This window comes from Ruegeria sp. CF3, assembly GCF_056537365.1.
This window is the reverse complement of the sequence record NZ_JBQFRK010000004.1, coordinates 100,544-125,942: the sequence shown is the minus strand read 5'-3', so window position 1 is coordinate 125,942 and position 25,399 is coordinate 100,544. Positions and strand designations below refer to the sequence as shown.

Sequence of the window (25,399 nt, the reverse complement as noted above, 5' to 3'; positions counted from 1 at the left end):
CTTCCTCCCATTTGATCCGAGATTTGACCCGGCTTTCGGTCATGACGCCTCTGGGCGTTCTGTGTTGGGGTGCCTAGCCCGTTTGTAGCTCCACTGCTGCTGAATCCTTCCAAAGCAAATCCACCCGCACCCCCTCTGTCAGATCAGAGCCGTTGCGCCAGACGTCGATATCAACCTCAATCTCGGCCCCTTCGTCGGTGTCCACGATGATCCGCTGCGTCGAGCCGAAATAGGTGATGCTGCGAATGGCGCCCCTCATCCGGGCCTCGGTGTTTTCGTTGCTGGGCATCAGATCAATTTTTTCCGGGCGCAGGGCAAAGACCTTTCCGTTTTGATGAATAAAGTTCGATTTCCCGAGGAAACTGGCGGTGAACTGATTGATCGGGCGCTCGTACAGCTCTTTTGGCGTTCCGACCTGCTCGATCGCGCCGTCGCGCATGATCACGATGCGGTCGGACATCGACAGTGCCTCTTCCTGATCATGCGTGACGTAGATGAAGGTGGTGCCGACGCGGCGATGAATGTCCTTGAGCTGTTCCTGCACTTCGACACGCAGCTTTTTGTCCAGCGCTCCCAGCGGTTCGTCCAGCAACAGCACAGGCGGCGCAAAACACAAGGCACGTGCAAGTGCCACACGCTGTTGCTGACCACCAGACAACTGCCCCGGTTTGCGATCTGCAAACTCCTGAAGCTGAACCAGCTCCAGCATCTCGTCGACACGGTTCCGAATTTCGTCGGCGGGGCGTTTACGCACGCTTAGCGCATAACCCACGTTGTCGCGAACAGTCATATGGGGGAACAGAGCATATCCTTGAAACACCATGCCGAAATTGCGCTTTTCGGCTGGCACATCTGAGATGGACGCACCGTCCAGCGCAATCTCTCCTTTCGATATGTCGAGAAACCCGGCGATCATCATCAACAAGGTGGTTTTGCCCGATCCCGACGGGCCTAACAGCGTCAGGAACTCTCCGTTTCGGATATCCAGGCAGATGTCGTTGACAGCACAGAACTGACCAAAAAACTTGGAGACATTGCGAATTTGCAAGCTACCGGTTTGGGTTGGATCAGCCATCCGCCCCCCTCAGGTTCAGCTTGTTGCGCGCCTCTTGCGGTGTCAGGATCCGTCCACCCATCCGTTCGATAATCTCTCGGGCGCGGGTGACAAGCTGGCCGTTTGTCGCCAGAACCCCGCGATCAAGGTAGATGTTGTCCTCAAGACCGACACGCACATTCCCGCCAAGCGCGACTGCTGCGGCTGCCATCGGCATCTGCCCCCGCCCAATCCCAAAACTGGCCCAGCTGGCGCCTAAGGGCAGTTGCGCCTTCATGGCCGCCATGGTTTCCACCGTTTGATCGGCCCCCCATGGAATTCCAAGGCACAACTGGAACATCGGCGGCGCATCAATCAGCCCCTCCTCCACCATCGCCTTGGCAAATCGGATATGGCCGAGATCAAAGACCTCAAGCTCGGGCTTCACACCCCATTCCTGAACCAGTGCCGCCATCCGACGCAGTGTCGGTGGCGTGGAAATATAGATCATGTCCGTGTCGGAAAAATTCAGCGTGCCACAATCGAGAGAGCAGATTTCGGGCAGGCATTCCTTGATATGGGCCAGCCGCTCTTCTGGACCGATCATGTCGGTGCCCGGACCGGGCATTGCGGGATTGGACGGGTCTGAAATCCAATCGCCCCCCATACCTGCCGTAACATTGATGACCACATCCGTATCGCTTTCGCGTATTCGATCCACGATTTCCTTGAAGAGCGCCGGATCGCGCGAGCCCTGCCCCGTTTCAGGATCACGCGCATGCACATGCGCGGCAGAGGCCCCTGCCCTGGCGGCTTCGATTGCCGCATCAGCAATTTCTTTCGGGGTCACCGGCACGTGAGGGCTCTTGCCGGTCGTATCTCCTGCACCGGTAACTGCGCAGGTCAGCACAACTTCGTAGGTCATATCCGAGCCCCCCTTTTTACCTAGATTGACGCGCGATTGACGAATAAAGATGTCGATTATCCGCCACAGATTAGGTTAGAATGGCGAAAAATCTGACCTAAAGCTTCTTGGTAAAACCAATGCATGTCGACATCACAACGCATATGGCTCGGGCTAAACGGCATGCCGTATTTGTCGTTGTCCCGCGTTTCAACCTGACCACGCTGATCACCATGATCGAAACCATGCGGATCGCAAATTACCTAGCGCCAGAACCGATGTTTTCCTGGGACATCGTCTCGTTCGACGGTCCTGAGGTTGTTGCCAGCAATGGCATGACGACCGCAGTTGACACCGACTACGGGAGTCTCATTCCGGCAGATTTTGTGTTTGTGTTGGGCAGTTGGGGTACTGAACACTACGAAAACACCGCTTTACTCACATGGTTGCGAAAACGCGCACGCGCAGGCGAAACTATTTGCGGTGTTGAATTAGGCAGCTACATCGTCGCGCGCGCAGGCTTGTTGGACGGCAAACCTGCAACTATTCACTGGTCTTGGTTAAGCGGGTTCCGGGAATCCTTTGATCGGGTCGATGTCTATGAGTGTCTGTTCACTATTGACGGCAAGGTAATGACGTGCGCGGGCGGGTTGGCCGGGGTCGACCTGATGCTAAGGCTGATTGAATCCATCAGCGACAGCGGCTTTTCGGGGGAGATTGCAGACCAGATGCTGCATCACCCCATTCGCGACGCCGCCTCACCCCAGCGCAGCACCATGGGCCGGAGCACGGAAACCATGCTGCCGTTGATCCGAGAAGCGATGACCCTAATCGAAGAAAACATAGAAGAGCCGCTCAAAGTGCCCCAAATCGCTGATGTTCTGGGTGTTTCTCAGCGTCAACTGGAACGCCAATTCAAGAAACACGTGGGCTGTACAGTGGTGCAATTCGGCTTGTTGCGCCGATTGCAGAATGCTCGCCTGCTGTTGATTTCGACCGACCTCAGTGTACGCGAGATTGCCACCGCATCAGGATTCAATACACTGTCACATTTTGCCTATTCATTCGGTAAATTCTTCGGTCGGCGCCCATCCGAATACCGTGAGGCATGGCCGAAAAGCGAGCCGGCACCCAGCTGGCCCGGCTCTCTCTCGGATTTCTTGTCCATTCTGAACAACGTGCCCGCTCAAGGTTATCCCCCGCGAGACTGACGCAGAGCATTCAGCACTGCAACTATTTCGCGATCCCGTTGGGCTGCCATGTCCTCGAAATCTCGGTCGCCGGCAACAGCGTTGCAGCCATCGACCATGCGATCGCGCAATTCCTTCGTCAGCTCAGGTGCCTCCAACCGGGTCCAGGGCAGTTTAAGCGCCGGGCCGAACTGATCCAGATTGGTGGCCATGCCTCCGGCACCACAGGCCACGTGAAAAGCCATACACTGCCCCTGCGAGACCATACGAGGCGCCGGGCCGTTCATGAGTGCGATGTCGATGTCTTCCGGCGTTGCCTCTCCATTGGCGACCATATGCAGGGCCTCTCGCCAAAGCGCCTCTTGCAGTCGGGTCGCGACAAAGCCCGGGATCTCTTTTTTCATCATCAACGGGGCCTTGCCCGCGATTTCGTAGAATTTCCCGGCCCAAGCCACCGCCTCTGGTGATGTCTGTTCTCCGCCCACGATTTCGACCAGTGGTAGCAAATATGGTGGATTGAAGGGATGGCCAATCACACAGCGTTCCGGTGTCGCGCAAGTCGCTTGGATGTCGGTCATCATCAAGCCGGACGTGGAAGAGCCAATCACGACGTCTGTTGGCAAAATGAGCCCGAGTCGTTGATAAAGTGCCTGCTTGATCTCAAGACGCTCGGGCGCGCTTTCCTGCACGAATTCGGCGCCGTCCAGCGCAGCCTCCAAATCTGTAACAATACGCAAACGGTCAAGCGACGCACCGGCAGCAAGGCCCAAATCCGTCAAGCTTTTCCAAGCAGTATGCAGGATCGCGTGGAAAGCATCCGTTTCACTTGCGTCATGCAAATAGGCGGTCACATCATAGCCACGCGCAAGAAAATGCGCGGTCCAACCTCCGCCGATGGGACCAGCGCCAATACTCGTGATGCGGGTGATTGAGGAGGGATCAGGATACATCACTCACCCTTGAATTTGGGTTCACGCTTTTCGACAAAAGCCGCGACACCTTCGGCCGCGTCATTAGATTTCAGCATCTTGCGGTAGATCGGCATCGGATCGGTGCGCATCTTGTGAAAGGCCTGTTCCAGCGGCACGCACTCGATCTCGCGCTGCACTTCCTTGACAGATTGCATTGCAAGAGGCGCCGACCAGGCAATCGAGGCCGCCCATTCCCGGGCCGTCGCCATCAATTGATCCTTTGGAACCACCTTGTTGACCAACCCGTAATGCGCCGCCTCGGTCGCGGTCATCCGACGGCCTAACAAAAACATCTCCATCGCGATGTTGTGCGGTATTCTTCGAGGCAGGCGTTGCAGTGCCCCCGCATCTGGAACGATGCCCAAAGGCATTTCAGGTAGGCCAAACTCCACGTGGTCCGCTGCGATCAGAAGATCACAGGCTATGGCCATTTCGAACCCACCACCGATTGCCAGACCGTTAATGGCCGCGATAACCGGCTTATTGAGCGCCCAATTCTCGGTCAGACCCGTGAACCCGCCGAACCCGTAGTCATCACTTTCCCACCAGTTGTCGAGCTGCATTTCGCCCTCGTTCAGGGCCTTCAAATCCCAACCGGCCGAGAAAATTCGATCTCCGCCCCCGGTCAGAATCGCGCAACGCAAGTCCTTGTCCTCGTGCAATTCCTGAAACGCGGCAGCCAAGGCCTGGCTAGTAGGCACGTCAATCGCGTTTACCTTGCCCCGCTCAAGCGTAACTTCCAGCACGTGGCCATCGCGGCTTATGTTGACTCCATCTGACATGGCTTCAGCCCTCCTTGAATTCCGGCATGACCTCGTCACAGAACATGCGCAAGGATCGCTGCTGGGCGGTGTGATCAAGCCCCATCGAGGCGTAGTAGATGAATTCGTTGACACCCAAGGCTTCATAGCGCTTGAGCTTGGTGATGATGGTGTCCGGATTTCCGAACATGAGGTTTTCCTCTAGCATCAACGGATCGTATTGCTCGCGCCCTTCTATTTCGTCAAGCGACAGCGGGGCGGGGAAACCGTTCACGACATCACCGGCGTTTCGGAACAGGTTCTCAAATTGTGAGAGCAATCTGCGAATGGCCGCGAGGGCTTGTTCGCGATCGGATTCATTGTCGTAGACACAGGCATGACGCATCAAAGCGAAGCGGGGGTGCCATCCATTGTCTGCCTTGGCGATGGCCTCGTCCAGCTGGCGCTTGTATAGTTCCGCCTCGGCAAAGGGTCGGGTCAACGGCCAACAGTTCACATGGCAGCGCTCGCGCATGGCATAGTCGTAGGTGATCGGTGACCTTGCAGCGACCCAGACCGGTACCTCGGCCTGAACCGGTTTTGGTACGGATGTTGAGGTTGGAAACTGCCAGAATTCTCCGTCATGCGCATAGTCCCCGCGCCAAAGCGCACGCACGGCCGGCAGCATTTCCTGCATGTAGCGCCAGGCGTCGGATTGCTTGAGGCCCGGTTTCATGCGGTCAAACTCTCGCTGATAAGCCCCCGATCCGATGCCGAATTCCAGCCGCCCCCCACTGATCAGGTCGGTGAAGGCAGCCTCTCCCGCCAGATTGATCGGATGCCAGTAGGCTGCGGTGGCCACCGCCGTACCAAGCCGGATGCGGCTGGTCTCGGACGACCACCAAGTCAGCAACTGAAAGGGGTTCGGGGCAATCGTCATTTCCAGCGCGTGATGCTCGGCGGACCAGACGATATCGAAACCGCCATTTTCGGCGATCTGCACCATTTCTAATGTGTGGCGCGCGACATCTTTCATATCCAGACTGTCGTCAATCCGCTCCAAATTTATGGCAAGTTGGAATTTCATGCTCACCTCCCTCAGCGCATTACAAACGGGTTCGCCATCGGCTCATCCGATGTGTTCATCCAGACTGTCTTGGGCCGGGTGTAGTCGTAGATCGCCTGGAACCCGCTTTCACGGCCATAGCCGGATCCTTTGACGCCACCAAACTCGGCTATCGGGGATACAACGCGGTAGGTATTGACCCAGACGATCCCTGCACGCACCGCATTCGCCATGCGCAAGGATCGGGCACCGTCGGTGGTAAAAATACCCGCCGCGAGCCCGTGTTCGGTATCATTGGCCAGTTCCAGCACCTCAGCCTCGGTCTTGAAGCGCTGAACGCACAGAACAGGGCCAAAAAGCTCTGTATCGACGATCCGCAGGTCCTGCCGTGGGCAGTCGATGATGGTTGGCTCGAAATAAAGCCCTGATTTGCCTTCCGGCTGCTTGCCCCCCACCAGAACCTTGCCGCCCTCTTCCTGAGCGAAGGCAACCTCGCGTTGGATGTGGTCCAACTGTCCGGCGGTGCAAAGCGGCCCCATCTGAGTTTCCTCGGCCAGTGGATCGCCAATGAGGATCTGCTGCGCCTGCGCCACCATCCTGTCGAGAAACTCATCCGCGATGTCCTCGTGCAGATAGAGGCGCGATCCGGCAACGCAGCTTTGACCTGTCGCGCCAAAGATACCTGCAATCGAGGCATTGACTGCACTTTCGATATTGGCGTCGTCAAAAACAATAAAGGGCGACTTGCCGCCCAGTTCCAATGAGACCTCGGCAAAGTTGCGTTTGACGTTTTCCAATACATGGCGCGCGGCGTTTGGACCTCCGGTAAAAGAGACGCGGGCCACCAGAGGGTGCCCGGTCAAAGCCCGTCCACAAGGTTCCCCATGACCCGTCACGATGTTGACAACACCAGGAGGGATACCGGCCATCTCGACAAGTCGCCCAAACTCCAACATCGCCGCGCTGGCATGTTCAGATGCTTTCAGAACAACCGTATTCCCGGCAGCCAATGCCGGGCCGATCTTGACCGCTACAAGGAACAATTGCGAGTTCCATGGCACTACGGCAGCAACCACGCCCAGAGGTTCGCGCTTGGTAAATACAAACATGTCAGGTTTGTCGATGGGCAGTGTCTCGCCGCTTACCTTATCAGCACACCCAGCAAAAAAGTGGAAAAACTCGGCAATGTATTTGGCTTGCCAACGAGTTTCCTTGAGCATCTTGCCGGTGTCGATGGATTCAGTTCGTCCCAGCTCTTCGGAATGATCCGCCAGAAGATCGCCCAGCTTGCGCAGGCATTTGCCGCGCTCGGTCGGTGTCATCCGCGCCCAGGGGCCGCTGCTAAAAGCAGTGTGCGCCGCGGTGACTGCGCGGTTGATATCATCCTCAGTTGCCTCTGGAACACGGCTCCAGACCTCACCATTGGCTGGGTTGACGCTGTCAAAAGTACCGCCATCCGCAGCGTCGACCCAGTCGCCATCAATCAGCATCTGATAGTTTTTGACATCAGCCATGGCGTGCCTCCCCCCTGATTGTTGCTTCCCTATTCATGTCTGCTTTCGCGCCTCAGGGTTATGAAAATACGACGCAGTCTGTCGAAAAATCCGGGTCTCGCATCCGATCATGGGTGCAGGCTGTTCCAAAGGGAGGCTTGGAAATGGGTAGCAAAAAGCAGGTTATCGGAGGTCCACTGGAAATTGGTGGACGGGTTCTGTCGCTGTCCCGCGCCATTCGGGCAGGTGATTTCGTTTTTCTGACAGGGCAAATTCCTATGCGAGACGGCGTGCCTATGACCGATGGCACCGTCGAAGAGCAGACCCGCGCAGTTTTGGACGACATCACCAAGACACTGGCCGAGGCAGGCTGCACCCGCGACGATGTCATCAAGGCCATGGTCTGGCTGCGGGAGCGCGACGATTTCCCTGGATTTAACGCCGTCTACGCCGACTATTTTCCAGTTGAGCCTCCAACCCGGTCGGCTGTGGTCAGCGATCTTCTGGTGGATGCCCGCGTTGAGGTCGAAGTCGTAGCCTATCGCCCCCTCAAGGACCAATCCTGATGGGCATAACACCAGACGGAACCCATTTCGAACTGACGGGGCCAGAGGACGGCCCTGTTGTCGTGATGATCCACGGGCTGGGCCTGAACCGGAATTGCTGGCAATGGACGACCCCTGCGCTGTCTGATCGCTTTCGCGTTCTCATCTATGATCTTTTTGGTCATGGGCAAAGCGCCCCTCCGCCAGAACTGCCCAGCCTTTCGATGTATTCACGACAGCTGGAGAGTTTGCTGGATTACTGTGACCTGCGAAGCACGGCTATCGTGGGGTTCTCGTTAGGTGGCATGATCGCCCGTCGGTTTGCCCAGGACGCTCCGCACCGGGTTTTGGCCCTGGTGATCCTGCACTCGCCCCATAAACGGACCTATGTCGCGCAAGAGGCAATCTTGAAACGGGTGGAACAGGCACGGCTGGAGGGGCCAAAGGCAACGGTTGAAGCCGCGCTGGATCGATGGTTCACTGAGGCTTACCGCCGGTCCAACCCTCAAATGATGGACACTGTCCGTGGTTGGGTCTTGGCCAATGACAAGGCAATCTATCACACGATCTACCGCGTGCTGGCCGATGGTATCGACGAAATTGTCGCGCCAAATCCCCCGATTTCTTGTCCGACGCTAGTGATCACCGGAGATGAGGATTTCGGCAACGGGCCTGACATGGCCTATGCCATCGCAAGCGAGATTGCGGGGGGCAGTGCACTTATCCTCCCGGGACTGCGGCATATGGCACTTGCCGAAGACCCGGACGCAGTGAACAAGCTACTCCGCAGCTTTCTCAACAATCTGGATCTGAAGCCATGAGCACCCAAATCCTCAAAGGCCTGCGTGTGTTGGATTTGAGCCGGATGCTTTCAGGTCCCTATTGTACAATGCATCTGGCGGATCACGGGGCCGAGGTGATCAAGATCGAAAGCAAGCATGGCGACACCAGCCGCGGCAACGGACCGTTCCGTCAAGACGATCCGGATCATGCCTGGGCCGGCTACTTTGTAAGCCTGAACCGCGGCAAGAAAAGCGTGCAGCTTGATCTGAAATCGCCGGAGGGCTGCGCGACTTTTCGAGAACTTGCGGCAACGGCGGATGTCATCGTCGAGAATTTCCGCCCGGGCGTAATGGATCGCCTTGGCCTGTCTTATGAAAGCCTTGCTGCCGACAACCCCCGGCTCGTCTATGCCGCGATCCGTGGCTTTGGCGACCCGCGCACAGGCCAAAGCCCCTATGCCAACTGGCCTTCGTACGACGTGGTTGCGCAGGCCATGGGCGGTCTGATGTCCGTCACCGGACCGAATGCTGACACACCCACCAAGACCGGACCCGGTGTGGGTGACATATTCACCGGCATGATGATGGCTTTCGGTATCATGGCCGCCCTGCGCGAGGCCGAAGCGACGGGCAAAGGGCAGTTTGTGGATGTGGCCATGTATGATGCCATGATCTCGCTCTGCGAAAGAATGGTTTACTTGCATGACGTGACAGGAGAGGTGCCCGGACCGGAAGGCAACGGGCATCCATTCCTTTCCCCGTTTGGCCTCTACCCGGCAGCCGATGGCTACATCGCGCTTGGTATTGTCGATGATGCGTTTTGGCAGCTTTTGACACGGCTGATGGGGCAACCGTCACTTGGACAAGATGACCGCTTCTCCACAAGGGCGGCCCGGGCCAACCATGCTTCCGAAGTCAACCAAATTGTAAGCGATTGGACCCGACAACGGACTAAGGAGCAATTGACGGCAACACTGGGTGGCCAGGTCCCGTTCGGCCCGATGAACACTATCTCGGACATCGCGGCCGACCCTCATGTAGCCAGCCGCGGCATGCTGGCGAAGGTCCCGCATCCGGATGCGGGACATGAACCTTGGATCGTGGCAGCAAACCCGTTGCGGTTCGGTCGGCACCGCCAAGGTGCACTGACGACCCCTCCTGCGCTAGGTGAGCACAATAGCATTCTGGAAGGATTGCCCCCACCGGAGTCGACGGAACCCTTAGAAGGGAAGGCGCTGCGCGACGCCTTCGGGCGCTTTGCCACCGGTGTGACAGTGGTAACTACCCGGCAGCCGGACGGGACCCCGCGCGGGTTCACGGCGAACTCATTTACCTCCGTTTCTCTCGACCCACCTCTACTCTTGGTTTGTGTCGGTAAGCAGGCCTTGTCCTTTGAAACCTTCCTGCAGGCGGATCATTTCACGGTCAACGTCCTGTCGGACGACCAAAAAGAAATCTCGGGCCTTTTCGCGTCTCAATCAGCCAAAAAATTCGACATTGCAGCCTGGCAACCTGACGCGCGGAACATGCCCACGATAGACGGCGCGCTCGCCCGGTTCAGCTGTGCCCGACACCGTTTGGTCGATGCTGGTGACCATCTGATCCTGATCGGCCGCGTGGAGGATTTCGAAACGCGCGAGGGACATCCGCTGGGCTACTTTCGCGGTGCCTATTTCGATTTGGGGCTCAACAGTGCCCTGACAGAGGCCGCCACTGCAGGTGGTGTGACCGTCGGAGCGGTACTGGCCAACGAAGATCGGGTCCTACTCTCCGTTGACAAAAGCGGGCACATTTCAGTGCCGGTTGCTCCTGCAAATAACAATTCTGCAGATGGGCTGATCACTGATCTGTCAAACCGAGATTTGATTGTAGAGCTGGCGCATCCTTATGCGGTTTATCGAATATCCAAAAGTGGGACGCAGCGGATCATCTACCACGGAAGCGTTCATGGGCAGCCCCCTGACGGCATGCAATACTTTGATCTCGGCGACTTGCCGCTGGAACGCGTACGCGACGGGGCTGAAAATTCGATGTTGCGCCGTTACGCAAAGGAAAACAGCCACGGTACATTTGGTTTCTACCACGGAACTGAAGTCGAAGGCGTCGTACACACACCGACCGGGCACCACAGCTATCACGTTTGACAGGAGAAGCAATATGATCCCCGAATTGCGCAAGGTAGTCACCTTTGATGAGGATATTCACACAGAAGGAGGCCGACCTTCGGAACCCGTGTTGCGCATGATCGGCGTGGCAGCGGTGGTCAGAAACCCTTGGGCAGGACGTGGCTTTGTCGATGATCTTTCACCAGAGATTCAGCGCATGGCGCCAGTTCTGGGAGAGATGCTCACCAACAGACTGATCGCTCTGGCGGGGTCAGGCGATGCGATAGAAGCCTACGGAAAAGCCTGTATCGCCGGGACAAGTTGTGAGATTGAACATGCCTCTGCGCTTATTCACACCCTGCAGTACGGAAATTATTATCGTGAAGCAGTGGGTGCAAAAAGCTATCTCGGTTTCACAAACTCGCGAGGGCCCGCGAACACCCAAATTCAGATCCCGCTGATGGACAAACATGATACCGGGCGGCGGTCGCATTACCTTACAGTACAGTTCTCGATCTACGACGCGCCGGATGTGGATGAACTTGTTGTGGCTCTGGGGGCATCAACCCGTGGTCGCCCGCACCACCGGATCGGCGACCGATACTCAGACCTCGCTGCCTTGGGAAGGGATGTGGAGAACCCGGCTGGGGTCTAGTTTGTTACGTTGATGATGCGTATCAGGTAATTGGCTTGAGGCAAGTTGTTGTCTTCGATGCAGACCAACTCAGCACGAGAGCTGACAATCAACAAATAAGGATTGGGCGCAAAATCGCCAACGACCGCCGCCTCCTTGATGGGGTATTCTGGGTCGGCTAAACCGGAGTCACTTCGCGTTCAGCCGGAAGCGTTTAGAAATGCTCAGACACTCATCATCAGGCAGCGAGCGCCAAACATGGAGTTCGCTCAGGGACACCAACCTCATTAAAAGCGGCTTTACAACTACTACCCACCTCCCTTTTTCTAGTGCGTCTAGCTCATTTGGACAGAAATAACAGCAAGGAAGTTTGTTCCATGCAACTGTGTCAGCCACAGACAAAGCTCTCATTCGCAGCGGCTACATGAAAGCCTTAATCAAAACCTGTTGCGGACATCCTGTGTTTAGTCTGATAGGTCGTCTGTCGATGTGTGATCGCCGGAGCCGGAAAGACTGAAATGCTTGTTACAGTTGCTGTCGCCGGTTATCGATCTCTCCGAAATCTGGTTCTGCCACTTGCTCCCCTGACGGTAATTACCGGTGGCAATGGGGTCGGAAAGTCGTCGCTGTATCGCGCGCTTCGAATGTTGGGCGAGGTGTCACAAGGTAGTGTCATCTCTTCACTCGCGTCTGAAGGAGGGTTGGGCTCCACAATGTGGGCGGGGCCTGAAGTGCTGTCTCGAGGGATGAAAACGGGTGAAGTACCCATCACCGGAACGACTCGGAGCAAGCCAGTCGGCCTAAAGCTTGGCTTTGCGTCCGAAGACTACGGGTACGCAGTCGAGCTTGGATTGCCAGCAGAAACCTCAGCCTTTTCTAATGATCCTGAGATCAAGTCCGAAGCATTGTGGATCGGCGAGACATTGAGCCGACACAACGCGCTTGCAGAGCGCCGTGGCCCGTGTGTACGGGTACGGTCGGAGTACGGTTCTTGGAACCAGGCGGCCACTACCCTTCCACCGTTTGACAGTATGATGACCCACGCAGCCGATCCGAATAACGCATTAGAGCTGCTGCATTTACGTGACCGTATGCGGAATTGGCGGTTCTATGATCAACTTCGGACTGATCGTGAGGCCCCGGCCAGAAGGCAACAGGTCGGCACCCGAACTCCAATTCTTGCGAGTGACGGCTCGGACCTGGCGGCAGCTATTGAGACAATTCGGGAAATCGGCGATGTGGCAACACTTGAAAAGACCATCATGGACGCATTTCCGGGAAGTTCAATTGAGGTTCATGCGAAAGATGGGTTATTCAGCCTCACAATGAAACAGCACGGGTTGCTGCGCCCGCTCAGCACTGCGGAATTGTCGGATGGGACCCTGCGATACCTGCTCCTCGTGGCGGCCTTACTGACGCCACGACCTCCTAGCCTGATGGTCCTAAATGAGCCCGAAACAAGCCTGCATCCTGACTTAATCCCACCTCTAGCTCGGTTGATCAAAGAAGCCTCCGCGCGAAGTCAGATCATCGTCGTTTCTCACAACCGAGCGTTAGCCAAAGCTTTGAGCAAGGGTAATGCGCTCACGCATCACCTCGGCAAAGCCACTGGGGAAACCTTTGTCGAAGCGGCGGAACCCATACCTTGGTCGTGGCCCAAACGATAGCCTTTAGGGAAGTGCTAACAACGCGCGCGATTGAGTTGTGCGTTACACGGAATCGCCTTGACCCACACTGACCTCGCGCGCGATATAACCGCATGGTTTCCAAATCTACGGTACATCTTGCCGCTATCTTGTATGGCTTGAGTTCATCGATTGTAGTGGCCGAAAAGGTTCATTTTTCTGGACTCTATGTCCCGGAAGGTCTTTCGTGCGCGGAAGGCGCGCGGATTTCGGAGGAATATGGGGACCTTCGTGCCGGATACGTCATCTATGACGACGAGGGGCGCAAATCGGACGACGGGTCTTGTGCTTACGCTCAAGTTCAGGCTCTTCGCGGAACCGCAGTGCAAATCGTTGATCTGGCCTGCTCATTTGACGGTGCAACCTATTCTTACCACCAGCTCTTGACCCCGCTTGAGAAAAATAGGCTGCTGGTTGTAAACTCACCAGACGAAGAAACCTCCACTTACCAGATCTACACTTTATGCGGATGGGTTCCTGAGAGCTGAATGCGGTAGCGCTCTCCCGGCGACTTCGTAAACTAGTCTTAAAGGAAACTCATCAGGCGGTTGGCCACACTAGATTTAGCAAAAGAATAACGACTGCAAAGGCGACCGCAAGTGTCAGCCGCTGTCTTCCCTTGCTCTTTCCGTCAAGGACACCGGTAAGCTGCATTAACCAATAGGTGGCGTAAAGTAGGGCACCAGAAGCAAGCGCGTGCGCGATATCATAGTTCATAGGTTTTCCGTCATTTGATGATTCCATAAATCTCAATGATGAGTGCCGATTCCCGTTATTTCCATGACTAAGATGATCTCCGGGCCGTATTCTGCATAACCTAAATCGGTGCAAGGTTAGTTACATCTGGGTCGCCCGTTGAAAAGCCCCTCTATGGCCCACTTATATCCCTGCGGCGTCGCAATCAAAGAATAAGGGCAACGATACTAATAGGGCTCGAACGTAGTAGATGACGTATTCGCTAGGGTAGAACATAAAATGTCGTTTTCTACATTCGACGTTGTGTTGGTTACAATCGGTTGCGTGCCTGTGAATTCGACAATCCAATGGTATGCTCGCCGACCATCGTTGAGCCGCTCGATATTGCTGGGCGGACCCTGATCCAAAACCACCGACAGGGTGTCCTGTCACGCGCCGCCTTGCCGGACGGGATCTGCACATCCCGCCAGAAGCAGAAAGCTGAAGATCAAGGCTGCGGCAGAGAGTGCTATCTAAGTTTTTCGACCATAGATTTTCCTCTAGCAGACCCGCACATTTGTTCTATTTCGATGCAGGAAGCTGCGCTAGCAGAGTCATTGGTATTCACGCACCGCAAGATCGGCGGCCTCCTTGGGAAGGATGAGGTTCCATCGCCTGTTCGCGATCTCCTCTTTGACCGTCACGGCGCTAACCATCCTGTTCCCAACTCGCAGCTCAAGGTCCTTTCCGATCTTCGCCCTTGTCAGGCCCGCCACGGCGAAAGCAGCGTCTTCGTTTAGCTCGAGCCGAAGGATCACTTGCTCATTGCCGGTCTCTTCGGTGCTCATTTCGCGGACAGCAGCAGGCATTAGAGCAATCGGGCCGATGGAAATCCAGTCAGGAAATCGCTCTACCACGCATAACGGGTAGTCCCCTGGATGTCTTCCACCGCCGAGGTCCAGGCAGTTGTCCTCCTGTACGGCCAGCTGTACACGCGCGCCCGCCCAGAACGCGGCAGTCACCAGCACTACCATCGCCGCGACTAGGGCGAAGAGCCGCATTAACGGTTCCAAAAATAAAGAAACAGCGACGTCAGAAGCATCGCCACTGCACCTAAGGTGAATATCCACCCAAGGCCGAGAAGGAAAAACGCTTCGCGCAGCACTCCGTCCTCGTCAATCTGCACACCTTGCACCCAATAGAGGACCCATAAAGCCGCACCAATGGTCAAAGAGAACAGCGCCGAGATCAGGGTCACGTTCGCGGCGCGCCTAGTTGCACTGATCATATCGATAGTCTCCGTATTCGATCCAACGCTCTGAACCATCTTCAAAAACGAGAAACTCGGAACGGTCCTGGCCCAAGAGAGCGACGATAAAGCCACGCGGCGGCTCTGCATTGCCGAAGTAGCTGTAGGACGTCATTGCGTCCATCGTTTCACCGTTGACCGTAACACGCGCGTCCCAGTCGCTGCCGGTGTCGACAATGGCATATTCGATCTGTCGCTGAGCGCCGCCCCCGCCGCAGTAGACTACGCCTTCAGGTGCTTCCGGACGGGAACGTGAACCCGACGAGGCGAGGTTACTACAACCGCGTTTCAACGAACGGATGGCCGCCGAAGACCCCTTCAATTCGAGGATCGCATACGAAATGTCCTGATCGGTCATAGAGAGATTGAGCGTCGCGTTAGCGGCGATCTGATCCAGAACAAACACGTAGTCATTGGCGTCATTGAACTCAATTTCGACGGGGTAATTGTCCACAACCCGGAAGGAACTGTTGGCCCGCCCGGCCTGAAACGCACCGATTTCAGTTGTGCCGTTGCTCATGAATCGAAACGAAAGCCCCTGCTTGTTCACGATGTCCTGGCTGTCTTCATAGCCTGCTGGAGCAAACCGTATGCGGTCGCATTGCAGTTCTAAAGTGATATTGTTCGCCTGAATGAATGCATTAGGGCTTGGGCCTGAACTAAACTGCCAATCTGCCATTGCCGACAATGGAGCAGCGAGCAAAAAGGACGTAAACAAGATGGAAAGCCAGTTCATTTATGACCTCATTATTGTAGAGAGCGAAACCGGCGGCTGCCGGTGTTCAAATTCGTGAGAGCCGGTTGACTCATCAACCTAGTGCCCAAAGCCACACCCGCTTCACATCTTTTTTCCTCTTGGAATAGGCGGCTCTTTAGACCGTCCGCTTCAAAGAGCTTATCCCTCACCCATGAAGAACACGGACGTGACAGCGCCGGACGGAGTCGTCTCGCAGACCCAGAAATTTTGTGCGCCGGGTACGTTCATGAGCAGGCTAAAGCCATCTTCAAGGCGAGTAACGTCGTTCACTGTCGAACCGGTGACACCGACGGTAGAGTTGACATCTGCGACGCAATTGGCGCGCGCGGCAGCTTCACCGTCACCAGAGCCGGGTTGCGTTGTCTCGACACAACCTGCGACAGCCGTTGCAAAGAAGACTGCGAGACCAATTTTTGAATAGTTAGACACTTCTTCCCCCCTAATTTGATTCTGTTGGTTGTAGACAGTCGGAATAGCGAGACCTGTGCAGGCAAACCGTAGATTCTTCCTTAGTATTCTCCCAAACAACTTTACTTAGCCCCCGCAAAACCTCTGACCAAGTCTGCGTCATAGCGTCAAACTGGAGCGGGACCGTATGCATTATCGCCTTCTTGTGACGGTCGACTTAGCCACCAGATCATGAGCACTGAGAGTATGAGTTGCAGAATACCGACAACCATCAACCCGGTGACACCGAGGAAAGCCGCTGGGCCCCTCAGAGTTTCAGGATCATTCGCGCCTTGCTCGAGCGCAGAGAACACTGCGATGCCACTGAACAGCATGAGCACAGTCGCGATGCTTAGTGCTGCAGGCAAAAGCAAATACCAGCCCGGTCGTCCTGTGTCGTGCAGTCGACGCCATCCAGCAGCCAGCATGGGTATTAGAACGGCAAGCTGAAAAATTGGGGTCAGGACTTGGATGCCTTGTCCGGTTTCGGGATCCGTCCCAAAGATTGATGCGTCGACGATTGCAAAGACGAGGCTTACGAGAACAACAAACAGCACAAACCACCAGTACTCAGACCTCACTGCACGCCCGGAAAAAACAAAGTACTTTCCAAAGCACGTTTTGGTTGCTTGAACAAATCCCATATTTCCGAACTCCTTAGAGCGGCGGCCCGATCTCTCTGAAATCATGGACCCTACTCCACGGCTTAGTCAATCGCCTTGGCACTGCTCCCTCAAAACCGGTGAGTGTCCAAATTCGCCACCTTAGAAACTTCTCTGAAGCAGCGCTCGGTTTCCCTGTAGCGGTAGTACAAAATGCACCTAGTAAACCAGACCCATACCGTGGCCTCCGTGTCACCTCATCATGCTTTTTGAGTGAAGAACGCTTCTGGGGTATACCAGACGCGAAGACGCACGCACTCTTTCTCGGGCGTCGATACTAAACTGTCAGGTGGGGTCGGCCGGTCAAAATGTGGGCGCGCGCCGCCATTCGGGATCGAGAGCCCGCAACTCTTGCAGGGTCCCCGCGCCATGCGCTGCGCCATAGAGGACAACGACGTTACCCGGAGCGGCATCGATCACGGCTGCCAAGTGCCTGTTACGTGCGTCAATTGTGATCTGCGTGACCCGCGCGGGGTCCGCAGTCGGCAGAACGAAGTCTCTCATGGGCGTCGACAGGTTCTCTTCGCTGATTTCGAGTGGTCCAATCAGCATTTCATAGGCGTCTGCGATTTGTGCTGGTGTCAGATCCACGTTCACATCCTGACCACCGGGGAAGCCAAGGAAAGCCTCGTTGTCCTGTGCAACAAGACCGTCCGACACGTTCTCGGCATAGAAGGCCGGCGAGGGAAGCATGCCCAGCATTGCGCGTATCCTTAGTTTGTCGGCGACGCTGGCCGTGTCGAAGTCGATAAACTCGTAATAGAGGTCCGCTCCATTTAGCTTGAGGCGTTCGACCTCAGCGGCAATACGATCATAGAAAGGCTGCTCGGCGACATGGATCATGGGGATGAAATACAGGCTTCGCTCGCCATTGGTGAAGGTAAAGCGTTTTGCGCCACCTGCAGATCCATCGACAATGAAGTCTTCCTCGGTCAAGGTGCCAATGTCGCCAGGTGGACCCTCGGGTATAGGATCCCCCGCAGCGTTGTTCCCGATCACAGCTGCAGCCAATAGTGAGATGGCAAACGATGTGGACAAATTTACTCTGAAAGATTTCGTCGCAATCCTCGCAGTGGCCGTGATTCTTGTAATGGTTGCAATCGTTGCGGGGACGCAAGAAAAAATGAATTGGGACGCGGACACCATCACTGAAGACAAGGAATTTCGACCGTTCTTCGCCAAACAGCCCGAACTGGAACCCTGTCGGCGGCTGTGATCAAAAAAGCTGTGCGACGTCATCGCGCGAATGGTATCGCCATCTAAAGCAACGCTGACACTCCAAGGGTCGTCTGGCTCTCTCACGAAAGCGTTGTCGATGACCTTCTCTGCGGCACCATTTCCGCAGCAGACTATGCCTTCAGACGCTTCCATGATCCGAGATTTCGACACGCCGGAGTTGCAGGCTAAGCGCTGGGAATTGACCGCCGTGGACGAGCCTTTGAGCGTGGCGAAACCGATATCCAGTCCAACTTTCCGCACTTCCACCGTGGGGCTCCTTTCCCTGCAGAAGAGTACATCTGCAGTTCGCCGCGACGCGTGACAGTTGGGAGCAAACATCATCCGCGCAATCCATAATTCGAACACTGGCATTCGACAACTCGCTGCACTTTGCTTGAACGGCCGCTTTAAGCGCTTCGTCGCAGCAGACGGACGTAACTGGTGTGCTCTCTGCATGCGCGAATACTCCGGGCAGAGTTCTTGCAGTTTCGTGAGTAAATTCTATCGCGAGGCGAATAATCTTCAAGCGGCACTGTTGCACCGCGGCCCCCCATCAAAAACCATTTGCCATAGCGGTCTTTCATTCGAATATTTTTTTGTGCTCAAATATTCTCCGGATCATCGCAAAAGGTTGTGGCCGCGTTTGTGAAGTTAGTGGGGAGAGCTTATGGAAACAAAGGATCGAGTTCAGGCAAGCGTAGCTCCGTACGTTGATCGCGCACTTTTCACTAAGCTCACACTCGGAGCCTTGGCGTATTTCTTACTGTCCGGCGATGCCCAGGCCCAAAGTTCGCAATCTTGCGTTGAAGTTGGTGCTCCGCGTCAAGAATACACTGCTGGAACAGAGACCATTCTTAGCGGGCAGACGATATCCTCTACTGTTAAATCCTGCCTGCCAATTCCAAACGGGCCCATCACGGCGCTTCTGATTGGTAATTCCACCATAACGCCTTCTGGGGAAATTGAGCTGTATGTCCCGGGGCAGAGTCAAAATCCAGACAGAGCATCGGTACTGACTTTGTTGAACGTCGATGTCGCGGCTGGGAGCGGCGACTTTGTTTCACGGGAGGCCCTGACGACGCAAATCAACGGCAAGCTACGGGTGAATATTATAGGCACTTCGATTGGTTCGGGAAGGTCGATGACATTCGCACCCGCCAATGGTGGAGACGTTGACCCTACCGAGGTGTATTTCCAATCAGACACGCCGTTAACTTACGATAACTTGACAGTAACAAACGCGACGGAAATCGCGTTTGGTGTGATCAACATTCAGACAAGAATTGCTCAAGCGTCTGATTTTACACTGACCAACAGTTCAATGACGGCCACCAGCAATATGGTGATCGGTGCTGGTTCAACACTTCGGCTTGACGCGTCCAGCAGCTTAACCACGGTCGATTTTGATAACTTTGGTACTCTGGCCGGCAACGGCACCGTGAACGCATTCAATTTCAACGTGAGAAATGGCGCTGTTCTTTCACCAGGCTCCTCGATTGGGACGTTGAATATTAATAGTGCAATTTCCTTCGATGCAGGGTCGACGATTTTGTCGGAAGTCGACCCCGCAGCGGCACAAAATGCGGATCTGGTTTCGTCAACAGACGCAGTCACTGGTATCAACAACGCCACCATACAAGTCGAAGCCGTTCGTCCCGGCCTGACTGCGCAGGACTATGCTGCTGGCAACGACTACACGGTTTTTCAAGCCTCGAGTTTCGATGGAAACTCCCCAACTCTTGTTGCCGGAGGATCTCTGCCCGCCCTATCCAGTCTGAGTATCTCAAACACGCCAACCGCGGACGGTAGAATTGATATTGCGTTTTCGACCCTCCCTGTCTCGAGCTTACCGCAGCATCCAGCAGTTGTAGGATCACCAAATGCAAGCAATCTCGCTGGTGCGGTGGCCAACACTGCAATCAAGTCACCTGGAACCATTCTGACCAACGGCACAACCTTGGGCAATGCAGTTAACACGCTTACCAATTCAGGTTTGGCTGGGTTTAATCGTGTGCACGCAGAACCCTATTCCTCCAATTTGACCGTTGGTCTGGAGCAACTTGACCTGATAACTAACACAGTGCTGAGCCACGCTGACTGCCGCAAGTATCAAGCGGTTGGCTTCAACAATGAGGATCAACCTATTGCATCGGGAGACATCGACTTGGCCCAGAGCCCGAGCGGTGCAATAGACTGCTCTGATCGGCGCTGGTGGATCGACACAGCGTATGTGAGCGGGGACGTTGATGGAAGCAACGGCCTCGGGACATTTGACTATTCGCTGGGCACCATTTTGGCCGGAGCGGATATCGCAAGCACCGATAGAGGTGTCGTCGGCGTGTACGCAGGTTTTGGGACATCCTCCATGGACGAACACGATCAAGTCGATCAGGACTTCACTACCGACAGCTATCATGTGGGCGTCTATGGGCGCACAACAACCGGAACTTGGGAGTTCTCCGGACTGATCGGTTACATGTTCGGTGAAACTGATGCCAAGCGGAACAACCCTTCTGTTGATGGCTTTACGGGAGGCGAGGCAAAATCGGATTTGGACCAAGAGGGAATCCACGCCGGTATCCAGGCACGGAAGCTGTTTAACCTGGACAGCGGTGCAAGGGTTTCTACGGTTTTCGGATTGAACTACGGGCGTATCCAACAAGGTTCAGGCACAGAGACTGGCGGTGGTGATTTCAATTACTCGATTGAAAAAGCGGATGCAGAATCGCTGGTCGCTTCCATTGGAGTTGACTACCAACGGGATTTCTTGACAGAGAATGGTGTGCTAACCCCAATCGCCTTTGCTCGTTACGAGTATGATTTTTTTGCCAACAAGGATAGTGAGCACGAAATCACTGTAACGAGCCCGATATTTGGGACATTCACGCAAGTCGGACAAAACCGAGGCGCCAATGGTTTCGTTCTTGGGCTTGGACTGGGCTATCAGATTTCTGATCTGGCAAGACTAACGGCAGGGTATGGTTACTCAGTTCGTTCCAACGGCCAAGAGCATGGCCTCGGTGCAAACTTAAGTGTTCGGTTCTGATTAGGGTGGAGCAACGAAGAGGAGTGGTAAGTTAGCTGCAACAACTTGCGGAAGCTATCGTGGCAATGTGAGCGTCATTCTCTAAAGCGTTTCGAGTTATACTTGAGACACGAAGATAACGCGAAACGCGCGGAACATAAGAAACCGTCCGGTGTCCTCGCTCTGCCGTGCGAGGCTATGACCAGATACTGTCCAGTTAACAGATAATGGACAGTATCGAGGTTGAATTGGCCCATGTAAAACGCGCGTTTGATCTGGCCGCTGCGCGGTCGGAAGTGCTGGTGAAGGTGTCTTGTTTCTGTCGAACGAAAGGGGTTTAGACCCTTTGCACATTACACATATGTAGCTTGAGGTTTGGCTGTTGCGAGATCGGATCCAACGCAAGGCCAAGCAGTTTGTTCACCGACGCCGCAGGGTGGAAAGGCTGTGTTTCATCCCAGCCAATTGGCACAAACACGGCGGTTTCGCGAATGCCAGGATAAACCCAAGCGCGCAGCGTGATCTGCCGGTTCTGAGTGCGCACCCTCACCTTGTCACCGTCTTTGATGCCAAGCGCTTGGGCCTTGGTTGGGTGGATCTGGCAATAGGCATCGGGCCACATCTCTTGCGCCTGCCAGAAATAATGCGTCCAGGAATGGAAATGCGGTTCGGGCGGACGTCCTGTGACCAATTCCGTGTCAAATTCGCTTGCGGCGCTGGTTTGCGGGGCGACCAGATCCGCAGGCGCGCCGTAGATTTCGGTATGGAAGAACGACGACACGCGGTCCTTCTCCCCATAGCTCAGCGTTGGGGCCAAATGGCCTGAGGCATTTTCAGTGTAGAATTCAGGCAACGTCAACAGACCAAAAGCAGCGAACCGAGCGTCCAGCTTTTCGTTGAAGAACTCCAGCTTGCCAGATGGAGTTGGAAAGCGGTGTCCTTCGGGGGCCATGAACGCGGTAGTGCCTTCGAGATAGAGGGTCTCTGTCGCAACCTCCTCTTCGGTGCGCGCGGGCATCCGCAGCCAGCGGCTTGGTTGGTCGAGCAGGCGTTTGGTTGTCAACCCGCTGATGGCCGGGGTTGTGGGGGCCAGCACCTTATCCCAAAACACGCGTGGGTCCTTGTAGGCGTCCTTCAGGATATCATCGAAGCCAAAGCGTTTACCCAACTCGATCCAGAACCAGTGGTCAGACCGCGCCTCCCCCGGCGGATCAATGAGTTTGTCGTTCCAGACGATACGGCGGTCTTCGGCAAACCGCGTTGTGCCGCCCTTTTCGATGCCGCTAGCCATAGGTAGGACGTAGTCAGCATGGTCCGATGTTGCGTTGCGGAAGAGGTCCATATGCACCACGAGATCCAGCGCTTTCACCGCGCGGCGGGCTTTGTTCAGGTCAGGCCATTGGCCCATCGGGTTGTTGCCGGTGATCAACGCTTTAATCGGGTAAACATCATTGCCCAGCATCGCATCGACCCAAGCCGCCGTCCGGGTTTGCGAGCCTCTGGCACCTGCGGATATTTCCAGTCGGGCTCTGACGAGACATTGAAATAGCCCCCACCCTTTCGCCCGTAGTTCCCCGTAATCGCGGCGAGGAACTGATAGGTTCGGTTCGTTTGGGCCGAGTTCACATACTGGTTCACCCCGCGACTGAGGTAGATCATGCAGCCGTCGGCGGTCGCGATTTCGCGAGCGAGGGTTTTGATCATATCGGCGGGTAGATCGGTGATCACTGCGGCCCAATCGGGGCTATACCCTTTGACAAAGATAAAGTCGCGCCACTCTGCGAACCCTTGAACCCACCCTTCACAGAAGTGGGCATTATGCAAGTTCGGTATTGCCAAGTTGTTGGCGTCAGCTTGTGAAGGATCGGTGAATGTTAGATCATGCCGTCATTTCGGCAGTGTATTCAGTCCAAAGGCTGAACGCATCAGAGCGGGCGTGGCGGTATGAAGTTGCGTTCAGTTGATAGCGGCGAGGACGGAAGAGCAAGTTGATCTGGTCATGTGCGGCCAAAAACCTCTGAGCCTGCCGGTGGGATTTGAATTTGCCGAAGATCTTCTCTCGTTTACGCGTTGGCCGGTGCGAAACTTCGATCGCGTTGTTCAAGCCCTTGTGCGCGCGATGGTCAGCGTTCGGGGCCAGTGTCTTGACCGGCTTGATATAGCTGCGCAATTTGTCAGTTATGACCACCCTCGGCTCGCCAAACTGTGAAACCAATCTTTGGAAAAAGCGCTTTGCTGCTTTGGCATTGCGGCGTGTTTGCACGAGAATATCGAGGACGTCTCCATCCGCGTCGATCGCGCGCCACAGCCAATGCTTCTTGCCACGGATCGTGATCACGACTTCATCCATGTGCCACTTGTCGTTCGGCCGTGGTCGATCCCGGCGGATGCAATTTGCAAAGTGTTGACCAAAGCGATTGACCCACAGCCGGATCGCTTCTCGGCTGACAATCACGCCCCGCGCGGCCAACAGATCTTCAACATCAGCCGTGCTCAGAGCTAACCGATGGTACGCCCAAACAGCGTACGCAATATTCTCACGAGGAAAACGGAAGCCCTTCAGGCGCGACATATCAATCGGAATGTTCATAGGGCTGACATATCTTTATCAAACCCAGTCAACAACTTGGCAATACCGTATCCAAAGCTCTCGGCGCGCACGCTCTATGTGGACCGCGTGGTCAATCTGATTGATGAGGGTCTCGACGTCGGGATCAGAATTGGCAACCTCGCTGATTCCAGTTTGATGGCTGTCAGGTGTGGTACGGTGAGGCAGGTCGTGTTTGCTTCCCGTAAATATCTTGACCAATATGGCGAACCAGACACGCCCGATGATTTATCCCGCCACGCAATCATTAATTCAACTGCCTTGAATGCATCGGCCCAATGGCATTTTCAACGGGGCAGAAAGACTGTCACCAAACGCATGAGCCCACGTATCAGCATGAACACAAATGACGCTGTGATCGAGTTGGCCTTGCAAGGTCATGGTGTTGGACGGCTTCTGTCCTATCAAGTGGCACCCTACATCGCAGATGGGCGGCTCAAGACTGTTCTAAAGTCGTATGAACCACCCGAGGTTCCCATCCATCTTGTGCATCAAGAGGGACGAACCGTGTCTGCGAAGGTGCGCGCCTTTGTCGATTTTGCAGTCGAGCGCCTCAAATCCAATCCCCTACTTGGCTAACACAGGAAACAGGTTTGAGCGCGCTACCATCAAAAGGCGAGTTTGCGCTATTCTGCCGCCGCTGTGACCGAGGCGGTCCATGCGTTTGGCACAAAGGCATCATCCAACGCGGTGTCCGCCACATGGTTCGTATAGTTCGACAGGGTTTTCAACGCTGTGCCGAGGATGACTTCCAGCATAGATTGGCGTGTGTAACCAGCCGTCAGAAACGCCTCGACCTGTGCGTCGCTGGGCCAGCCTCGGCTTTCGTTGATCACGATGGCGAATTTGCGCAGTGCTTCCAATTTGGGGTCGGCGATAGGGCTGCCATCGCGTAACGCTGCGATCACGTCTTCGGGGACACCGGCCATCTGTGAAAGAGTGGTATGGGCGGCCATGCAGTACTTGCACCCGTTCAACCGGTTGTTAGTCATAAGGATGATCTGGCGCTCAGTCTCTGAAAGGCTGGTCTTTCCGAAGATGTTGGAAAGTGTCGTATAGCCTTCCAGAATTGCGGGCGCTTCGGCCATGGCCGCATAAAGATTGGGCACGAAACCATACCCTTTCAGCGATGCTTCCAGAATTGGTTTCGCGGCTTCAGGGGCAGAGGCGATTGTATAGGTCTCAAAATCAGTCATGTCTGGCTTCCTTTGGGCAGAGCTTTCGACGCACGCGAATTGTGTGCGAGCGTGGCGTTTTGGAGAAATGCCGGTCTTTTGGGGAGGGGCGAGGCAGCGGTGGCTCCGACCGGCAAAAGCCACCAAATTCCTCAATCATAGACTGCCGACAGGTGTGTGGTGGATGTCTGCCCACTTGGCATGGGCGCCTTGAATCACGGTCTCTTTGTCCTCAAGGTACTTCTTGAAGATGTCCTCATTCACAAAGAGATAGAGCTTGTCGTCCACGATATCGGCATGGATCTGTTGCAAACTTTTGGCTGTTGACGAGGTCAGATGCTGCGGGTGAATGACTTTCGGTAAAATCAGTCGAAA

Annotated in this window: 28 protein-coding genes; 10 read left to right on the top strand and 18 right to left on the bottom strand. The window is 55.2% G+C overall.

Annotation, left to right across the window (positions count from 1 at the left end; genetic code table 11):
• Positions 1 to 73: 73 nt before the first annotated feature.
• Both ACR0KC_RS15070 and ACR0KC_RS15065 read right to left on the bottom strand, forming a co-directional pair.
• Positions 74 to 1,075, bottom strand: a complete 1,002-nt coding sequence (locus tag ACR0KC_RS15070; RefSeq protein WP_480791194.1) for an ABC transporter ATP-binding protein — start codon at positions 1,073 to 1,075, stop codon at positions 74 to 76.
• Positions 1,068 to 1,958 (bottom strand): beta-keto acid cleavage family enzyme, encoded by an 891-nt coding sequence (locus tag ACR0KC_RS15065; RefSeq protein WP_480791195.1) that lies wholly within the window; start codon positions 1,956 to 1,958, stop codon positions 1,068 to 1,070. The genes ACR0KC_RS15070 and ACR0KC_RS15065 overlap by 8 nt, the downstream gene beginning before the upstream one ends.
• A 119-nt stretch (positions 1,959 to 2,077) precedes the next feature.
• On the opposite strand from ACR0KC_RS15065, the gene ACR0KC_RS15060 reads away from it, so the two are divergent.
• On the top strand, positions 2,078 to 3,148 hold the full coding sequence (locus ACR0KC_RS15060) for a GlxA family transcriptional regulator (RefSeq protein WP_480791196.1): 1,071 nt from the start codon (positions 2,078 to 2,080) through the stop codon (positions 3,146 to 3,148).
• Here ACR0KC_RS15060 and ACR0KC_RS15055 read toward each other — a convergent pair.
• The 4 genes from ACR0KC_RS15055 to ACR0KC_RS15040 are packed head-to-tail and all read right to left on the bottom strand — an operon-like array spanning position 3,130 to position 7,418.
• Entirely contained in the window at positions 3,130 to 4,077 is a 948-nt protein-coding gene (locus ACR0KC_RS15055; RefSeq protein ID WP_480791197.1) for a 3-hydroxyacyl-CoA dehydrogenase NAD-binding domain-containing protein, read from the bottom strand. The genes ACR0KC_RS15060 and ACR0KC_RS15055 overlap by 19 nt on opposite strands.
• Entirely contained in the window at positions 4,077 to 4,880 is an 804-nt protein-coding gene (locus tag ACR0KC_RS15050; RefSeq protein WP_480791198.1) for a carnitinyl-CoA dehydratase, read from the bottom strand. The genes ACR0KC_RS15055 and ACR0KC_RS15050 overlap by 1 nt, the downstream gene beginning before the upstream one ends.
• A 4-nt stretch (positions 4,881 to 4,884) precedes the next feature.
• Entirely contained in the window at positions 4,885 to 5,925 is a 1,041-nt protein-coding gene (locus ACR0KC_RS15045; RefSeq protein WP_480791199.1) for an LLM class flavin-dependent oxidoreductase, read from the bottom strand.
• An 11-nt stretch (positions 5,926 to 5,936) separates the two neighbouring features.
• Entirely contained in the window at positions 5,937 to 7,418 is a 1,482-nt protein-coding gene (locus ACR0KC_RS15040) for an aldehyde dehydrogenase (RefSeq protein ID WP_480791200.1), read from the bottom strand.
• A gap of 143 nt (positions 7,419 to 7,561) precedes the next feature.
• Here ACR0KC_RS15040 and ACR0KC_RS15035 point away from each other — a divergent pair, with 143 nt between their 5' ends.
• From ACR0KC_RS15035 to ACR0KC_RS15010, 6 genes are all read left to right on the top strand, one after another.
• Positions 7,562 to 7,963, top strand: coding sequence for a RidA family protein (locus ACR0KC_RS15035; protein WP_170547875.1), 402 nt, complete (start codon positions 7,562 to 7,564; stop codon positions 7,961 to 7,963).
• A complete protein-coding gene (locus ACR0KC_RS15030) occupies positions 7,963 to 8,763 on the top strand; it encodes an alpha/beta fold hydrolase (protein WP_480791201.1) in 801 nt (266 codons plus the stop codon). The genes ACR0KC_RS15035 and ACR0KC_RS15030 overlap by 1 nt, the downstream gene beginning before the upstream one ends.
• Complete coding sequence (locus ACR0KC_RS15025; protein ID WP_480791202.1) at positions 8,760 to 10,868, top strand: CoA transferase; 2,109 nt, start codon at positions 8,760 to 8,762, stop codon at positions 10,866 to 10,868. Before ACR0KC_RS15030 ends, ACR0KC_RS15025 begins: the two co-directional genes overlap by 4 nt.
• A 13-nt stretch (positions 10,869 to 10,881) precedes the next feature.
• Positions 10,882 to 11,484, top strand: a complete 603-nt coding sequence (locus ACR0KC_RS15020; protein WP_480791203.1) for an amino acid synthesis family protein — start codon at positions 10,882 to 10,884, stop codon at positions 11,482 to 11,484.
• A gap of 497 nt (positions 11,485 to 11,981) precedes the next feature.
• Complete coding sequence (locus ACR0KC_RS15015; protein WP_480791204.1) at positions 11,982 to 13,130, top strand: AAA family ATPase; 1,149 nt, start codon at positions 11,982 to 11,984, stop codon at positions 13,128 to 13,130.
• Between the two features lie 92 nt (positions 13,131 to 13,222).
• Positions 13,223 to 13,636, top strand: coding sequence for a hypothetical protein (locus tag ACR0KC_RS15010; protein ID WP_480791205.1), 414 nt, complete (start codon positions 13,223 to 13,225; stop codon positions 13,634 to 13,636).
• A 52-nt stretch (positions 13,637 to 13,688) separates the two neighbouring features.
• Here ACR0KC_RS15010 and ACR0KC_RS15005 read toward each other — a convergent pair whose 3' ends face one another.
• The 7 genes from ACR0KC_RS15005 to ACR0KC_RS14975 all read right to left on the bottom strand — a co-directional run bounded on the left by ACR0KC_RS15005 (position 13,689) and on the right by ACR0KC_RS14975 (position 18,036).
• Positions 13,689 to 13,865: a hypothetical protein gene (locus tag ACR0KC_RS15005; protein WP_480791206.1), complete on the bottom strand. Its 177-nt coding sequence runs from the start codon at positions 13,863 to 13,865 to the stop codon at positions 13,689 to 13,691.
• Positions 13,866 to 14,437: 572 nt separating this feature from the next.
• The gene (locus ACR0KC_RS15000) at positions 14,438 to 14,884 is read right to left on the bottom strand and encodes a hypothetical protein (protein WP_480791207.1); all 447 of its coding nucleotides are present in this window, start codon (positions 14,882 to 14,884) and stop codon (positions 14,438 to 14,440) included.
• Positions 14,884 to 15,111, bottom strand: coding sequence for a DUF3955 domain-containing protein (locus tag ACR0KC_RS14995; RefSeq protein ID WP_480791208.1), 228 nt, complete (start codon positions 15,109 to 15,111; stop codon positions 14,884 to 14,886). Before ACR0KC_RS14995 ends, ACR0KC_RS15000 begins: the two co-directional genes overlap by 1 nt.
• Positions 15,095 to 15,868 carry a hypothetical protein gene (locus ACR0KC_RS14990; protein WP_480791209.1) on the bottom strand — a complete coding sequence of 258 codons (774 nt, stop codon included), beginning with the start codon at positions 15,866 to 15,868 and terminating at the stop codon, positions 15,095 to 15,097. Before ACR0KC_RS14990 ends, ACR0KC_RS14995 begins: the two co-directional genes overlap by 17 nt.
• A gap of 159 nt (positions 15,869 to 16,027) precedes the next feature.
• Positions 16,028 to 16,318 (bottom strand): hypothetical protein, encoded by a 291-nt coding sequence (locus ACR0KC_RS14985; RefSeq protein WP_480791210.1) that lies wholly within the window; start codon positions 16,316 to 16,318, stop codon positions 16,028 to 16,030.
• 146 nt (positions 16,319 to 16,464) lie between these two features.
• On the bottom strand, positions 16,465 to 16,980 hold the full coding sequence (locus tag ACR0KC_RS14980; RefSeq protein WP_029622284.1) for a DUF805 domain-containing protein: 516 nt from the start codon (positions 16,978 to 16,980) through the stop codon (positions 16,465 to 16,467).
• 321 nt (positions 16,981 to 17,301) lie between these two features.
• Positions 17,302 to 18,036 (bottom strand): hypothetical protein, encoded by a 735-nt coding sequence (locus ACR0KC_RS14975; protein WP_480791211.1) that lies wholly within the window; start codon positions 18,034 to 18,036, stop codon positions 17,302 to 17,304.
• Between ACR0KC_RS14975 and ACR0KC_RS14970 the strand changes: the two genes are divergently transcribed.
• Together ACR0KC_RS14970 and ACR0KC_RS14965 are read left to right on the top strand one after the other, a co-directional pair.
• Entirely contained in the window at positions 18,029 to 18,214 is a 186-nt protein-coding gene (locus ACR0KC_RS14970; RefSeq protein WP_480791212.1) for a hypothetical protein, read from the top strand. The two genes, ACR0KC_RS14975 and ACR0KC_RS14970, sit on opposite strands and share 8 nt — an antisense overlap.
• A 669-nt stretch (positions 18,215 to 18,883) precedes the next feature.
• Positions 18,884 to 21,262: an autotransporter family protein gene (locus ACR0KC_RS14965; RefSeq protein ID WP_480791213.1), complete on the top strand. Its 2,379-nt coding sequence runs from the start codon at positions 18,884 to 18,886 to the stop codon at positions 21,260 to 21,262.
• 316 nt (positions 21,263 to 21,578) lie between these two features.
• Here the strand turns inward: ACR0KC_RS14965 and ACR0KC_RS14960 are convergent, their stop codons facing one another.
• Genes ACR0KC_RS14960 through ACR0KC_RS14950 form a run of 3 tightly spaced genes read right to left on the bottom strand, consistent with a single transcriptional unit; the run spans position 21,579 to position 23,831 of the window.
• On the bottom strand, positions 21,579 to 22,703 hold the full coding sequence (locus ACR0KC_RS14960) for a molybdopterin dinucleotide binding domain-containing protein (protein WP_480791214.1): 1,125 nt from the start codon (positions 22,701 to 22,703) through the stop codon (positions 21,579 to 21,581).
• On the bottom strand, positions 22,667 to 23,080 hold the full coding sequence (locus tag ACR0KC_RS14955; RefSeq protein ID WP_480796347.1) for a hypothetical protein: 414 nt from the start codon (positions 23,078 to 23,080) through the stop codon (positions 22,667 to 22,669). Before ACR0KC_RS14955 ends, ACR0KC_RS14960 begins: the two co-directional genes overlap by 37 nt.
• 40 nt (positions 23,081 to 23,120) lie before the next feature.
• Positions 23,121 to 23,831 (bottom strand): IS6 family transposase, encoded by a 711-nt coding sequence (locus ACR0KC_RS14950; protein ID WP_480791216.1) that lies wholly within the window; start codon positions 23,829 to 23,831, stop codon positions 23,121 to 23,123.
• On the opposite strand from ACR0KC_RS14950, the gene ACR0KC_RS14945 reads away from it, so the two are divergent.
• Positions 23,748 to 24,428 carry a LysR substrate-binding domain-containing protein gene (locus ACR0KC_RS14945; protein WP_480791217.1) on the top strand — a complete coding sequence of 227 codons (681 nt, stop codon included), beginning with the start codon at positions 23,748 to 23,750 and terminating at the stop codon, positions 24,426 to 24,428. The two genes, ACR0KC_RS14950 and ACR0KC_RS14945, sit on opposite strands and share 84 nt — an antisense overlap.
• Before the next feature lie 47 nt (positions 24,429 to 24,475).
• On the opposite strand, the gene ACR0KC_RS14940 is transcribed toward ACR0KC_RS14945, so the two are convergent.
• Entirely contained in the window at positions 24,476 to 25,045 is a 570-nt protein-coding gene (locus tag ACR0KC_RS14940; RefSeq protein ID WP_480791218.1) for a carboxymuconolactone decarboxylase family protein, read from the bottom strand.
• Positions 25,046 to 25,180: 135 nt separating this feature from the next.
• Positions 25,181 to 25,336: a hypothetical protein gene (locus tag ACR0KC_RS14935; RefSeq protein WP_480791219.1), complete on the bottom strand. Its 156-nt coding sequence runs from the start codon at positions 25,334 to 25,336 to the stop codon at positions 25,181 to 25,183.
• Between the last annotated feature and the right edge of the window lie 63 nt (positions 25,337 to 25,399).